Annotated in this window: 15 protein-coding genes; all 15 read right to left on the bottom strand. The window is 57.7% G+C overall.

The window, feature by feature from the left end:
- Window positions 1-62: 62 nt before the first annotated feature.
- The 15 genes from JXR15_RS14320 to JXR15_RS14250 all read right to left on the bottom strand — a co-directional run bounded on the left by JXR15_RS14320 (window position 63) and on the right by JXR15_RS14250 (window position 13,021).
- Window positions 63-446, bottom strand: a complete 384-nt coding sequence (locus JXR15_RS14320) for a hypothetical protein (RefSeq protein ID WP_422053889.1) — start codon at window positions 444-446, stop codon at window positions 63-65.
- Window positions 447-455: 9 nt separating this feature from the next.
- On the bottom strand, window positions 456-1,754 hold the full coding sequence (nuoF, locus tag JXR15_RS14315; protein WP_299427383.1) for an NADH-quinone oxidoreductase subunit NuoF: 1,299 nt from the start codon (window positions 1,752-1,754) through the stop codon (window positions 456-458).
- 4 nt (window positions 1,755-1,758) lie between these two features.
- Complete coding sequence (locus JXR15_RS14310) at window positions 1,759-1,986, bottom strand: DUF5337 domain-containing protein (RefSeq protein WP_422053888.1); 228 nt, start codon at window positions 1,984-1,986, stop codon at window positions 1,759-1,761.
- Between the two features lie 3 nt (window positions 1,987-1,989).
- Window positions 1,990-3,144, bottom strand: coding sequence for an NADH-quinone oxidoreductase subunit E (locus tag JXR15_RS14305; RefSeq protein WP_422053887.1), 1,155 nt, complete (start codon window positions 3,142-3,144; stop codon window positions 1,990-1,992).
- Window positions 3,144-3,413, bottom strand: a complete 270-nt coding sequence (locus JXR15_RS14300) for a hypothetical protein (protein WP_422053886.1) — start codon at window positions 3,411-3,413, stop codon at window positions 3,144-3,146. The genes JXR15_RS14305 and JXR15_RS14300 overlap by 1 nt, the downstream gene beginning before the upstream one ends.
- Entirely contained in the window at window positions 3,410-4,633 is a 1,224-nt protein-coding gene (locus JXR15_RS14295; protein ID WP_422053963.1) for an NADH-quinone oxidoreductase subunit D, read from the bottom strand. Before JXR15_RS14295 ends, JXR15_RS14300 begins: the two co-directional genes overlap by 4 nt.
- Window positions 4,633-5,238, bottom strand: a complete 606-nt coding sequence (locus JXR15_RS14290; protein WP_422053885.1) for an NADH-quinone oxidoreductase subunit C — start codon at window positions 5,236-5,238, stop codon at window positions 4,633-4,635. The genes JXR15_RS14295 and JXR15_RS14290 overlap by 1 nt, the downstream gene beginning before the upstream one ends.
- Window positions 5,235-5,768, bottom strand: coding sequence for a NuoB/complex I 20 kDa subunit family protein (locus JXR15_RS14285; protein ID WP_164644800.1), 534 nt, complete (start codon window positions 5,766-5,768; stop codon window positions 5,235-5,237). The genes JXR15_RS14290 and JXR15_RS14285 overlap by 4 nt, the downstream gene beginning before the upstream one ends.
- A complete protein-coding gene (locus JXR15_RS14280; protein ID WP_283427194.1) occupies window positions 5,759-6,124 on the bottom strand; it encodes an NADH-quinone oxidoreductase subunit A in 366 nt (121 codons plus the stop codon). The genes JXR15_RS14285 and JXR15_RS14280 overlap by 10 nt, the downstream gene beginning before the upstream one ends.
- A gap of 390 nt (window positions 6,125-6,514) precedes the next feature.
- Window positions 6,515-7,300: a crotonase/enoyl-CoA hydratase family protein gene (locus JXR15_RS14275; protein WP_422053884.1), complete on the bottom strand. Its 786-nt coding sequence runs from the start codon at window positions 7,298-7,300 to the stop codon at window positions 6,515-6,517.
- Window positions 7,297-8,175 carry a hydroxymethylglutaryl-CoA lyase gene (locus tag JXR15_RS14270; RefSeq protein ID WP_422053883.1) on the bottom strand — a complete coding sequence of 293 codons (879 nt, stop codon included), beginning with the start codon at window positions 8,173-8,175 and terminating at the stop codon, window positions 7,297-7,299. The genes JXR15_RS14275 and JXR15_RS14270 overlap by 4 nt, the downstream gene beginning before the upstream one ends.
- Window positions 8,176-8,177: 2 nt before the next feature.
- The gene (locus tag JXR15_RS14265) at window positions 8,178-8,849 is read right to left on the bottom strand and encodes a glutathione S-transferase family protein (RefSeq protein WP_422053882.1); all 672 of its coding nucleotides are present in this window, start codon (window positions 8,847-8,849) and stop codon (window positions 8,178-8,180) included.
- Complete coding sequence (locus JXR15_RS14260) at window positions 8,846-10,798, bottom strand: acetyl/propionyl/methylcrotonyl-CoA carboxylase subunit alpha (RefSeq protein ID WP_422053881.1); 1,953 nt, start codon at window positions 10,796-10,798, stop codon at window positions 8,846-8,848. Before JXR15_RS14260 ends, JXR15_RS14265 begins: the two co-directional genes overlap by 4 nt.
- A gap of 81 nt (window positions 10,799-10,879) precedes the next feature.
- Entirely contained in the window at window positions 10,880-12,487 is a 1,608-nt protein-coding gene (locus JXR15_RS14255) for a carboxyl transferase domain-containing protein (RefSeq protein WP_422053880.1), read from the bottom strand.
- A 39-nt stretch (window positions 12,488-12,526) separates the two neighbouring features.
- Window positions 12,527-13,021 carry a lysozyme inhibitor LprI family protein gene (locus JXR15_RS14250; protein ID WP_422053879.1) on the bottom strand — a complete coding sequence of 165 codons (495 nt, stop codon included), beginning with the start codon at window positions 13,019-13,021 and terminating at the stop codon, window positions 12,527-12,529.
- Window positions 13,022-13,103 lie beyond the last annotated feature (82 nt).

Below are 13,103 nucleotides of genomic sequence, written 5' to 3'. Positions count from 1 at the left end.
GGAGGACAGAGGCAAAAGCCGCTGTGATAGGCAATAACAGCCGGGATATGACGGATAACCGATCACGGGCGGCAGTATCCTTCGAGTCTGATTTTGTCATCCACAGGGATGATTGTTTCTGTTTCCGGGCCGATCACCCAATCCATTTTGGATGTGCCGTATTCTTTGATGCAGTATTTCACCGCCTCGTAGCCACCGGCCTGCCGCGCACCGTCCAAACTTTGGTTGGCACGGGAGACAATCACCTCAAAATGATCACGTTCTTCTTTGGACACCTGATCGGCCTTCGCTTTGTACTCAAAGCCGTCAAAGGCAATGCGCTCACGCTTGCTCTTAAAGCTCGCACGCCAGTTGCCGCTACAGCCCGATAGTGCCGTGGCTGCAATAAGCATCCCGACAATGATGGCTGGCGTCTTCCGCTGGCAAGTGAACTTGGTCTTGAGCATTCTTCGTCTTTACTCCGCAGCAAAGGCGCCCATGCGCCCGGTATTGTTGGCTTTGATGCGATCTTCGATTTCCTCGCGGAAATTGCGGATCAAACCTTGGATTGGCCACGCAGCTGCGTCGCCCAAAGCACAGATTGTGTGGCCTTCGACCTGCTTGGTCACGTCCCAGAGCATGTCGATCTCGTCGATCTGCGCTTCGCCACGCACCAGGCGGTCCATCACACGCATCATCCAGCCGGTGCCTTCGCGACACGGGGTACACTGGCCACAGCTCTCGTGTTTGTAGAATTTGGACAGGCGCCAGATCGCTTTGATGATGTCGGTCTGCTTGTCCATGACGATCACTGCTGCGGTACCAAGACCGGAGCCCAAATCGTTACGCAAGTAATCAAAATCCATGATCGCATCACGCATATTCTCGCCACGCACGCAAGGCACGGAAGAGCCACCCGGAATCACAGCCAGCAGATTGTCCCAGCCGCCACGGATGCCGCCGCAGTGTTTGTCGATCAGCTCTTCAAAAGAGATCGACATCTCTTCTTCAACCACACAAGGGTTATTCACGTGACCGGAGATGCCAAACAGCTTGGTGCCCGCGTTGTTGGGGCGACCAAAACCAGCAAACCACTCGCCGCCACGGCGCAGGATGGTTGGCACAACAGCGATGGATTCCACGTTATTCACCGTGGTTGGACAGCCATACAGACCGGCCCCTGCTGGGAACGGCGGTTTCATGCGCGGCATGCCTTTTTTGCCTTCGAGGCTTTCCAGCAGCGCGGTTTCTTCGCCGCAGATATAGGCGCCGGCCCCGTGGTGCAGGAACAGGTCAAAGTCCCAACCAGAGCCCGCTGCGTTTTTGCCCAGAAGGCCCGCGTCATAAGCTTCGTCAATCGCCGCCTGCAGCGCTTCACGCTCGCGGATGTATTCGCCGCGAATATAGATGTAGCAGGTGTGCGCGTTCATGGCGAAAGAGGCGATCAACGCCCCTTCGATCAGCGTATGCGGATCATGGCGCATGATTTCGCGGTCTTTACAGGTGCCTGGCTCGGATTCATCCGCATTGATCACCAGATAGGCCGGACGACCGTCGCTTTCCTTAGGCATGAAGGACCACTTCAGACCGGTTGGGAAGCCCGCGCCGCCGCGGCCACGCAGGCCAGACGCCTTCATGGTATCGATGATCGAATCCCGCCCCTGCTGGATCAGCTTTGCGGTGCCATCCCAGTGACCACGCGCCTTGGCGCCTGCCAGTGTGCGGTCATGCATACCGTAGAGGTTGGTAAAGATACGGTCTTGATCTTTGAGCATCCCGTTACCCTTTGTCTGCCTGACGCGCGCGCCAGATCTGATAGATGTTGACCAACGCCCAGATCAGCGCAGCCATTGCAGCAAAATCAAACAGCAGCGCAAAGCGCCCTGGCAATCCCGCCATCTTTCCAATCACGTTGAGAGCCAGCCAAATCAGAATGGTTCCGGCGATCACCACCGACACCATGCGGCTTTTGCGCGCCACGTCCTGATCCGATTGTCTCTCAGTCATTTATCAATCCTCGTAGATGTCGCCTTTGGCGACTTTCTTGGAGAATTCGGTGGCTTCACCGGCGGCCAGTAGCTTGGCCTGATCGACCCAACCGTCACGCTCGATGCGGCCTTTGAACGACAGTTTGTCATCCATGTCAGCGATCTCTTCGGCACCCCACGCTGCGATCTGCGCAAAGGTGGTCACACCATTGGCATGCAGCTTCTTCTCCAGTGCCGGGCCAACGCCCTTGAGCTGTTTCAGATCGTCAGCACCGGCAGAAGCTGCGGCTTTTTTGGCAGCGGGCTTTTTCGCCTTAGGCTTCTCAGCCTTAGCTTTTGGCTTTTCTGCTTTCTCTGCCTTCGGCTTCTCGGCTTTCTTGGCCTCTTCCGCCTGCTTCGCGGCTGGCTTGGGCGTCGGCGCGGGTTTGGGAGGCTGACCTTCGGCGGCGCGACCAGCGACAACGCCATCTTTGCCAACCCAGGGCGTCAGAATTGGCGCTTCGGTGCCGTCAATGCGCTTGATGGAGTCGCCAATATCCGTCGCCAACTGCGCGGACGCGTTGTATTGCGTCTTGCCGCTGTCGTATTCTTTTAGGCTGGTTAGACCGGACAGCGGCTCCGAGGAATAGCGTCCGTTTTGTGGACCCGGTGTTGGCACTTTGCCAGCGGCCAGATCGTCCAACATCTTGGCAAAACCTTCCGCAGTCAGGTCTTCGAAATAGTCTTTGCCAATTTGCGCCATTGGCGCGTTGGTGCAGGCACCAAGGCATTCAACTTCTTCCCAAGAAAACTTGCCGTCCGCGCTCAGCTGATGCGGTTTTGCGGCGATCTTTTCTTGGCACACAGCGATCAGGTCTTCGGCGCCGCAGATCATGCAGGACGTGGTGCCGCAAATCTGGATGTGTGCGACGGAGCCAACCGGCTGCATCTGGAACATAAAATAGAAGGACGCCACTTCGAGCACACGAATGTAGGCCATGTCGAGCATGTCTGCGACGGTCTCAATCGCTGGCTTAGACAGCCAGCCTTCCTGTTCCTGCGCGCGCCACAGAAGTGGGATCACGGCAGAGGCTTGGCGGCCTTCCGGGTATTTCGTGATCTGAGCCTCGGCCCAGGTCTGGTTTGCCTCAGTGAAAGCAAAGCTTTCGGGCTGGTCATGATACAGACGACGGAGCATTAGTTGTCAAACTCCTCAAGCGGGATGCATGTCGCGGAAGCCGCGTCATCCGCGATGTCTTCGCCCTTAACCTGGGCATCAAAAGCCGCGTCGGTGATATTCAGTCGGCACACATAGCTGCCGTCATCCGTCTCTACGAGGACGACGTTGTCACGGATGTTCAGATAGCCGTTGGAGTCTGAAATCATTTCTGGGAAGGTCGGGTTAGCCAAGGCGGCCTGGCCGCTCAAAACCAAAAACGATGCGGCAATAAAGCTGCGGGTTTTCATCGGTCGATCTCCCCAAAAACGATATCCATGGTGCCGATGATGGCGGCCACGTCGGCCAGCTGGTGACCGGTTGCGATGTGATCCATCGCCTGCAAGTGCAGATATCCCGGCGCGCGCAGTTTGGCACGGTAAGGTTTGTTGGTGCCATCCGCCACCATGTAGACGCCAAACTCGCCTTTGGGCGCTTCGACCGCGGCATAGACCTCACCGGCGGGCACGTGGAAGCCTTCGGTGTAAAGCTTGAAGTGGTGGATCAGGCTTTCCATCGAGGTTTTCATGTCGCCGCGTTTGGGCGGGGTCAGCTTGCCTCGGGACAAAACGTCACCCGTGGCTTCGCGCAGTTTCACAATCGCCTGACGCATGATCGACAAAGACTGGCGCATTTCTTCCATGCGCATCAGGTAGCGGTCGTAACAGTCGCCATTTTTGCCAACTGGAATTTGGAACTCAAACTCGTCGTAGCATTCATATGGTTGCGCGCGACGCAGGTCCCAAGCAAGGCCGGCAGAGCGTGCCATGACACCGGACATGGCAAAGTCCAGCACTTCTTGCTCGTTCACCACACCGATATCAACGTTGCGCTGTTTGAAAACCCGGTTCTCGGTCAGCAATCCGTCAATGTCGGCAATCACTTCCGGAAACTCGATGGCCCATTCTTCGATATCATCCACCAGCTGGTCCGGCAGATCCTGATGCACACCGCCGGGGCGGAAGTAGTTGGCGTGCAGACGCGCGCCACAGGCACGCTCATAAAACACCATCAACTTCTCGCGCTCTTCAAAGCCCCACAGCGGTGGGGTCAGCGCGCCAACGTCCATCGCCTGTGTGGTGATGTTCATCAGGTGGTTCAGAATACGGCCAATTTCACAGAACAACACACGAATGAGCTGCGCACGACGCGGCACTTCGGTGCCGGTTAGCTTTTCAATCGCCAGACACCATGCGTGTTCCTGGTTCATCGGCGCCACGTAATCGAGGCGGTCGAGATACGGCAGGTTCTGCAGGTAGGTGCGGCTTTCCATCAGTTTTTCGGTGCCACGGTGCAGCAAACCAACGTGCGGGTCGCAGCGTTCGACAATCTCGCCGTCCAGTTCCAGCACCAGACGCAGCACGCCGTGGGCCGCAGGGTGCTGCGGGCCGAAGTTGATGTTGAAGTTCCTGATTTGCTGTTCGCCGCTCAGCGCATCTACGCTGCCGTCGTCAAATTTGGAGCCGTCCATCATTTCGCGTCCCCTTTTTCGTCACCGGGCAAGATGTATTCAGCCCCTTCCCATGGAGACATGAAATCAAACTGGCGGTAATCCTGTGTCAGCTGCACAGGCTCATATACCACGCGCTTTTGCACTTCGTCGTAACGCACTTCGGTGTAGCCGGTGGTCGGAAAGTCTTTGCGCAGCGGGTGACCACGGAAGCCATAATCCGTCAACAGGCGGCGCAAGTCCGGGTGGTCGGAGAAGATGATGCCAAACATGTCGAACACTTCACGCTCAAACCAGTTGGCCGACGGGTGCACCGGCACAATCGAGGGCACCATTTCATCTTCGCGCACCGAGACACGCAGACGCACGCGGTGGTTCTGATACATGCTCAGGAAGTGATAGACGACATCAAAGCGTTTGGCGCGCTCTGGATAGTCCACAGCAGTGATATCCACGAGAGTGGAGAAGCGACAGGTCGCATCCGCGCGCAGGAATTCTACAAAAGCTGCGATATTGGCTGGAGCCACATCGATGGTCAGCTCGTCAAACGCGACGTCCCAGCCAATCACACAATCCGGGCGTTTGAGCTCGATGTGAGCGCCAAGTTCATTCAGGGCTTCGGTCATCGTTCAATTGTCCCCGTGCGGCGGATTTTGCGTTGCAGCTGCAACAGACCATAAAGCAGCGCTTCGGCGGTTGGCGGGCAGCCTGGGACGTAGATGTCGACCGGTACAATACGGTCACAGCCACGCACCACAGAATAGCTGTAGTGGTAGTAGCCGCCACCATTGGCACAGGAGCCCATGGAGATTACGTAACGTGGCTCTGGCATCTGGTCGTAGACTTTGCGCAGAGCGGGCGCCATTTTGTTGGTCAGCGTGCCCGCCACAATCATCACGTCGGACTGACGCGGGGAGGCGCGCGGCGCAATGCCAAAACGTTCGGCATCATAGCGCGGCATGGAAGTGTGCATCATCTCAACCGCGCAACAGGCCAGACCAAAGGTCATCCAGTGCAAAGAGCCGGTGCGGCCCCAATTGATCAGATCTTCCGCGTTGGTCAGCAGGAAGCCTTTGTCCTGAAGCTCGGAATTCAGCGCCTGAGTGACAACTTCTTTGTCGACACCAGCGGTGTTTGCACCTGTCATCACTCCCATTCCAGAGCTCCTTTTTTCCACTCATAGGCAAAGCCGATGGTCAGAACCGCAAGGAATACCATCATCGACCAGAACCCCACCATCGAGACATCCTTGAAGGCGACCGCCCAAGGAAAAAGGAAGGCGATTTCCAAATCAAAGATGATGAAAAGGATTGAGACGAGGTAAAACCGAACGTCAAATTTCATACGCGCGTCATCAAAGGCGTTGAAACCACATTCATAGGCCGAAACTTTTTCCGGGTCCGGGTTGCGGACGGCCAAAACAACGGCTGCGAGAATGAAAACAAGACCGAGACCGATGGCAACGGCTGCGAAGATGAGGATGGGAAAATATTCCCGAAGCATCTCTTCCAAGGGTAGCTCCTTTCATGCACGCCAGCACGGTGCAGTCAGATGGCTGTATAGACTCTCTGCGGGGTTTACCCCTGCCCCATGGCGGGGTCAACATTTAGCGCAAGTTTTGAGGAGGACGTGACTTTACTGTTATCTGAATAAAATCAATAGCCTAACACCAATTCACAAGGACGTGCGGCATTAAGCCGGTGCCATTTTTTCCCTCCCACCTCTTGAAACGGGACAATTTGACCGTTGATTCCGAAACCCGACAAAATCACTCGGAAAGTTCAGGGGATGCGCGGCAAGGTGCTGTTTCCGCCAGCGTTCGCAAAAATCGTGATGTGTCGGTTATTTACAGGACACCGCACGCGGAGGCTTTCGCGCGCCTCCACATGTGGTGTGGGGTGTTCAGACTGCCCAACTTGGCTTTTGCTTGGCAAAAAAGGCGCCAATGCCGTCTTTGGCCTCTTCACCTTCCCAACAGGCGACCAACTCGCCAATTGTGTGATCAATCACGTCGTCGTCAATTGTTGGTCCAAGTTTGCGGGCCAATGCTTTAGCGCGGGCCACCGCCCCCGGCGCGCAGGCCAGGTAAGGCGTGACCTCCGCCTCCACCGCGACATCCAGATCATTCGCTGGCACGGCTTTGGCCAACAATCCCAGCGTGACCGCCTCTGGCGCTTTAAAAAGGCGTGCTGACATAAAGACCCTGCGTGCCATTGCTTCCCCCATGCGCGACAGCACATAGGGGCCGATGGTCGCCGGGATCAGCCCCAGCTTGGTTTCCGTCAGCCCCATGGTCAGCGTATCCACGCCAATCGCCACGTCGCACACCGATGCCATGCCGACACCGCCGCCAAAAGCATTGCCCTGAAGGCGGCCAATCAGCGGCTTGGGCATAGTGTTGAGCGCTTGCAACGCTTCGGCCAGCTTACGTGCCTCTACAAAGCGGGTGTTCGGATCAGCCGCCATTTGCGCCTGCATCCAGCCGAGGTCCCCCCCGGCACAGAAACTTTTGCCGGCACCGGTCAACACGACAACGCGCACTGCGTCGTTCGCGCCCAGCGCCTCAGCCGCCTGTTTGAGCTCGACAATCATTTGCCCGGACATCGCGTTGTGCTTTTCCGGACGGTTCAGAGTGAGTGTCGCAACACCGCGCGCGTCGGTGTCGATGGTGAGGGTTTCGTAGGTCATTTTGCGTCCTCTGCCTTTTCGTTCGCTGCACGCATGGCCCGCGCCATCTCTGCGGCTTGCGCCAAAACTTCCGCATTTAGCCCCGTCTCAAAGCCCAGCGCCAACAAGCGCGCGTTTACGGCTTCGGTGGCCACGTTGCCTTTTGCCCCCGGCGCATAAGGGCAGCCACCGAGGCCGCCAACAGCGGCATCGAACACGCGTATGCCTAGCGCCAGAGATGCTTCGATATTGGCAAGCGCCCGCCCGGCGGTGTCGTGGTAGTGCCCCGCCACCAAATCGGCGGGCACCACCTCCAAAACGGCTTCTAGCATCGCCGTGATGCTCTCAGGCGTGCCTTGACCAATGGTGTCACCCAGACTGACTTCATAACAGCCCGCGTCAAACAGGTGTTTCGCAACCTCTGCCACCTTCTCTGGCGGTGTGGCGCCATCATAAGGACAATCAGTGACGCAACTCACATAGCCACGCACCGGCAGGCCAATTTCTTTGGCTGCCGCCACCACAGGCGCGAAGCGTTCTAGACTTTCCGCGATTGTGGCGTTGATATTGGCTTTGGAAAACCCTTCTGAGGCAGAGCCAAAAATTGCAATCTCATTCGCTTTGGCCGCGACCGCGCCTTCAAAGCCGCGAATGTTTGGCGTGAGGGCCGCGTAGCTAACGCTGTCGGCACGAGTGATGCCTGCGAGCACTTCCGCCGAGTCCGCCATCTGCGGCACCCATTTGGGGCTGACAAAGCTGGCAACCTCGATGCGTTTGAACCCCGCCTTGGACAGGCAATCCACCAGCGCAATTTTTTCGGATGTCGGGATTTGGCGCTTTTCGTTTTGCAATCCGTCGCGCGGGCCCATTTCGAAAATTTCAACGGTTTTGGACATGGTTACGCCCCCTGCTTCGGCAAATCATAGAAGTCTTGCGTGTAAAACTGTTGTGGCCCTTCGGCGGCCTGCGCCGCCTTATAGGCCGGACGCGCTTCGATGCGGCGTAGGTAGGCCGTGGTCAAGGAATAGCCGTCAAATCGCACATAACGGCTGGCGCTTTCTAGCGTGAAGCCCATCATCACATCCGCAGCCGAAAACCCGCTCGCCAACAAAAAGTCCCGTCCATCAGTCAGGGCGCTCTCTACGGCTTTCAAAGCAATTGCCAGCCGTTTGGTCTCAATCCCCATTACAGTGGGCGACTTCATCCAATCTTTGGGCAAGAACAGATGCTGCATGTTGAGGTTTTGAATGCCTGCCGCGATGGTCTCTGCGTAGTGCAGCCATTGCAGCCAGTCGGCACGCTCATCGCTGGCCACCTCTGGCATCAGGATATGTCCCTCGCGGGTTTCGCAGAGGTACTGCACAATCGCACCGCTTTCATAGAGCACCCGCCCGTCGATCTCCAACGCCGGCACGCGCCGCGCCGGGGACAAGGACTTAAAGTCAGGCTGTTGCAAAGAGCCATCCATAATCTGATACGGCACAATCTGCACCGCTTCGCCCAGCTCGTGCAGCAGCCAGTTCACCCGAAAGGACCGGCTGCCCGCAATGGAGTGTAAAACCGCACTCATGAGTCTTCATCTTCTTCCAAGACAATCAGCGCGGTGCCGTCTTCAACCTGAGCGCCTGCGCTTGCCAGAACATCCGCCACCACACCATCGCGCGGCGCAAGCAGAGAGTGCTCCATTTTCATTGCTTCCAGAATGGCCAGGCGATCGCCCTCGCTTACCTCTTGTCCGGCCTCCGCAAAAATCGCTTTCACCAAGCCTGGCATCGGTGCGGCAATCACGTTACCGCCAGCCCCGCCTTCGTCTTCGCGGTCCAGCGGGTCCACGACGGTGAAGCGATAGCCGTTGCCCCAAAACACAGTCAGCTCGTCGCCGTTCTGCGCGGTGCGCGCGGGCACTTTGGTGGTGTCGACCCACCAGCTGCCACCTTTGTATGTGACGGTGTGCTCCGTCTCACCAACCAGAACGCTGTAGTTGCCGGTGTCGTTTACACGTACATCCACATCAATGCGCTCTTCATTGTGGATCAGGGACACGCTGTGCGTCAGCGGAGACCACAGAACCAGCGTTTCGGCCGGCGCAGATCCATCCAATGGCCGCAAGCCCAAAGTTGTCAGCGCCGCCACCGAGCGCGCCTTGGTGCAGGCCGACGGCTGAACGGCGAGCGCATCAATGTGGCGCTCGATCAAGCCTGTGTCCACATCACCCGCCACAAAGTTGGGTTGCGCCGCCAGCAAGGCCAGAAAGCTCACGTTGGTCACAGTGCCGCCAACGTCCGTCCAGCGCAGGGCGCGCTCCAACTGCTTTAGCGCAATCTCGCGTGTTGATCCATGCACCACCAGCTTGGCAATCATCGGATCATACCACGGGCTGATTGTGTCCCCTGCCCGCACACCGCTGTCGATACGGGTCTCATTTGGGAACGAAAGATGTGAGAGTGTGCCAGTGGCAGGCAGGAAGCCTTTGGGCACATCCTCAGCATAGATGCGTGCTTCAAATGAGTGGCCGGCGATGGTCAGTTCATCTTGCTGTTTCGGCAGCGTTTCACCGGAAGCGACCCGCAATTGCCATTCCACCAGATCAACGCCGGTAATGGCTTCGGTGACAGGATGCTCCACTTGCAGGCGGGTGTTCATTTCCATGAACCAGAAGCCGTCCGGGCGCAGACCATCAGAGCCATCCACGATAAATTCGATGGTGCCTGCGCCTTTGTAGTTGATCGCCTCTGCAGCGCGCACAGCGGCATCGCCCATTGCCGCGCGCATCTCTTCGGTCATACCCGGCGCGGGCGCTTCCTCGATAACCTTTTGGTGGCGGCGTTGCAGTGAACAGTCACGCTCAAACAGATGCACAGCCTTTTCACCGTCACCAAAGACCTGCAGCTCAATGTGGCGTGGGCTTGTGACATATTTTTCGATCAGCACATCGGGGTTGCCAAAGGCCGTAGTGGCCTCGCCCTGCGCGGATGCCAGTGCATCCGCGAAGTCTGCAGATTTCCCAACAAGGCGCATGCCCTTGCCACCGCCGCCAGCGACAGCCTTGATTAGCACCGGATAGCCAATTTCCTCAGCCTGCTGAGCCAAGAATGCCGCGTCCTGATTGTCACCATGGTAGCCTGGCACCACCGGCACATTGGCCTCTTCCATCAGCACCTTGGCGGCGTCTTTTAGGCCCATGGCGCGGATGGCTTTCGCTGATGGACCGATGAAAGTCAGGCCAGCGGCCTCGACCGCCTCAACAAACTCAGGGTTTTCCGAGAGAAAGCCATAGCCGGGGTGGATGCCCTGCGCGCCGGTGTCCAGAGCGGCCTGGATGATCACGTCGCCTTTGAGATAGCTGTCTGCTGGCGCGGCCCCACCAATGTGCACGGCTTGATCTGCCAGCGCGACGTGTTTCGCCGTCGCGTCCGCATCGGAATACACAGCAACGGTTTTCACACCCATTGAGCGAGCGCTTTCCATCACACGACAGGCGATCTCACCACGGTTGGCGATTAGAATTTTTTCAAACATCGGGTGGTCCTTTGTGTTGAGACGTCGGACCGGGGGCTGCCTGCCCCCGGACCCCCGGGGATATTTTGGGCCAAGAGAAGATTACATCCGGAACACACCGAACTTGGTCTCCTCAATTGGCGCGTTGAGAGAGGCTGTAAGGCTCAGGTGCAGCACGTCGCGGGTTTTGCGCGGGTCGACAATGCCGTCATCCCATAGGCGCGCGGAGGCGTAGAGCGGGTGGCTTTGTTCCTCAAACATGTCGAGCGTGGGCTTTTTGAAGGCGGTCTCTTCATCCGCAGACCATTCGCCTCCTTGGCGTTCGATGGCATCCCGCTTCACCGTTGCGAGAACACCTGCGGCCTGTTCGCCGCCCATCACCGAAATGCGGCTGTTGGGCCAGCTCCACAGGAACCGCGGAGAGTAAGCACGCCCAGCCATGCCATAGTTGCCTGCGCCAAATGAACCACCTACCAGCATTGTGATTTTAGGCACTTTGGTGGTGGCCACGGCGGTCACCATTTTGGCGCCATGTCGGGCGATGCCTTCGGCTTCATATTTCTGGCCAACCATGAAGCCGGTGATGTTTTGCAGGAACACCAACGGAATACCGCGTTGGGAGCACAGCTCGACAAAATGCGCCCCTTTGGCCGCGCTTTCCGAGTAGAGCACGCCATTGTTGGCGATGATGCCGACCGGGCAGCCTTTCACATGAGCAAAGCCACAGACCAAGGTTTCGCCAAAGCGTTTCTTAAATTCATCAAACCGGGAGCCGTCTACTACCCGGGCAATGACCTCGCGGATGTCATACGGGGTGCGCAAGCCGCCCGGCACCACACCGAGGATTTCCTCAGGGTCGTAAGCGGGTTCCTCAGGCGTTTGCCAATCGACGGTTTGTGGCTTGGTGCGGTTGAGGTGCTTGAGTGCGTCACGGGCTAAGGCCAGCGCGTGCGCATCATCATCCGCCAGATAGTCGGCCACGCCAGACAAGCGAGTGTGTACGTCGCCGCCGCCAAGATCTTCGGCACTCACAACTTCACCCGTTGCTGCCTTCACAAGTGGCGGACCTGCAAGGAAGATGGTGCCCTGCTCTTTCACAATGATGGTCACGTCGGACATGGCGGGCACATAGGCACCACCGGCGGTGCAAGAACCCATCACCACGGCGATCTGCGGAATGCCTTTGGCGGACATGTTCGCCTGGTTGAAGAAGATACGGCCAAAGTGGTCGCGATCCGGAAAGACCTCGTCTTGCTGCGGCAGGTTCGCACCGCCGCTGTCCACCAAGTACACACATGGCAGATTGTTCTGCTCGGCAATTTCTTGGGCACGCAGGTGTTTCTTGACGGTCATCGGGTAATAGGTGCCGCCCTTAACGGTAGCGTCGTTGCACACCACCATGACCTCTTGCCCGTGCACCCGGCCAATCCCTGCCACAACACCGGCGCAGGGCGCGGCGCCGTCATACATGTTATGTGCTGCCGTCGCGCCAACTTCAAGAAATGGCGAGCCGGGATCTAGCAGCCCAGCTACACGCCGGCGCGGCAGCATTTTGCCACGGCTTTCGTGACGTGCACGGGACTTCTCGCCACCGCCCAACCGGGCCGCTTCTGCCACCTGACGCACATCATTAATCATCTGAAGATGCGCCGCGCGATTGGCGGCAAAATCTTCAGACGAGGTGATCACTTTGGATTGCAACTTACTCATTGTCGTATCCCATTTCCTCGAACGGCCTCATGGAGTGTCTCACTCCACCTGCGCGTCCACTTCCAAATAAAGCGCCTGATTGGCGGTTTCATACATCAGGCAGCTGATCGCGGCTGGGCCACCGCCGGTGCCCCCAAACCAATGCGAGCGTTCATAGGCGCATTTGGCATCGCGGTAGGTGATCCACGCACGCTGCATCTGTTTAAGCGCCTCTACCTGAGAGGGCGCTTGGGTTTCGATGGCGTCACTGCGCTTGCGTTTTGCGCGCACGTCTTTGTAAGCCGCGTTCAGGCGAGCATCCCAGTAGTTTAACTCTTGCTCCCAGCACCGGCTCATACCGATGGTGGACCAGCCGCCTTCGGTGGTTTCCATACAGACCGTCGCCGAATGGCCGATACAGGTGTTTGGCCATTGGTTTTCCGACATGGATGCAAGGCACTGCTCGGTTGCCGCCGGGGTGAATCCTGTCAGCCCTTCCGCCAACACGGTTGTGCCAAAGGTCAGAGCTGCCGAGATCGCCAAAACAAAACGCATATCCATTGCCTTTCAAAACGCTGATTTTTGCCGAGGATAAGCAGGAACGAAGTCCCGCTCTACCCCCAGTTCAATCACGCTT

Source organism: Shimia sp., from assembly GCF_049116215.1.
Lineage (GTDB): Bacteria > Pseudomonadota > Alphaproteobacteria > Rhodobacterales > Rhodobacteraceae > Shimia.
The sequence above is the reverse complement of the archived record's forward strand: the minus strand, read 5'-3'. Positions and strand labels throughout refer to the sequence as shown.

What these genes read in the sequence shown, in the direction of transcription:
- JXR15_RS14320 (WP_422053889.1), bottom strand. Translation starts at nt 446, where the DNA reads ATGCTCAAGACCAAGTTCACTTGCCAGCGGAAGACGCCAGCCATCATT.
- nuoF (WP_299427383.1), bottom strand. Translation starts at nt 1,754, where the DNA reads ATGCTCAAAGATCAAGACCGTATCTTTACCAACCTCTACGGTATGCAT.
- JXR15_RS14310 (WP_422053888.1), bottom strand. Translation starts at nt 1,986, where the DNA reads ATGACTGAGAGACAATCGGATCAGGACGTGGCGCGCAAAAGCCGCATG.
- JXR15_RS14305 (WP_422053887.1), bottom strand. Translation starts at nt 3,144, where the DNA reads ATGCTCCGTCGTCTGTATCATGACCAGCCCGAAAGCTTTGCTTTCACT.
- JXR15_RS14300 (WP_422053886.1), bottom strand. Translation starts at nt 3,413, where the DNA reads ATGAAAACCCGCAGCTTTATTGCCGCATCGTTTTTGGTTTTGAGCGGC.
- JXR15_RS14295 (WP_422053963.1), bottom strand. Translation starts at nt 4,633, where the DNA reads ATGGACGGCTCCAAATTTGACGACGGCAGCGTAGATGCGCTGAGCGGC.
- JXR15_RS14290 (WP_422053885.1), bottom strand. Translation starts at nt 5,238, where the DNA reads ATGACCGAAGCCCTGAATGAACTTGGCGCTCACATCGAGCTCAAACGC.
- JXR15_RS14285 (WP_164644800.1), bottom strand. Translation starts at nt 5,768, where the DNA reads ATGGGAGTGATGACAGGTGCAAACACCGCTGGTGTCGACAAAGAAGTT.
- JXR15_RS14275 (WP_422053884.1), bottom strand. Translation starts at nt 7,300, where the DNA reads ATGACCTACGAAACCCTCACCATCGACACCGACGCGCGCGGTGTTGCG.
- JXR15_RS14270 (WP_422053883.1), bottom strand. Translation starts at nt 8,175, where the DNA reads ATGTCCAAAACCGTTGAAATTTTCGAAATGGGCCCGCGCGACGGATTG.
- JXR15_RS14265 (WP_422053882.1), bottom strand. Translation starts at nt 8,849, where the DNA reads ATGAGTGCGGTTTTACACTCCATTGCGGGCAGCCGGTCCTTTCGGGTG.
- JXR15_RS14260 (WP_422053881.1), bottom strand. Translation starts at nt 10,798, where the DNA reads ATGTTTGAAAAAATTCTAATCGCCAACCGTGGTGAGATCGCCTGTCGT.
- JXR15_RS14255 (WP_422053880.1), bottom strand. Translation starts at nt 12,487, where the DNA reads ATGAGTAAGTTGCAATCCAAAGTGATCACCTCGTCTGAAGATTTTGCC.
- JXR15_RS14250 (WP_422053879.1), bottom strand. Translation starts at nt 13,021, where the DNA reads ATGCGTTTTGTTTTGGCGATCTCGGCAGCTCTGACCTTTGGCACAACC.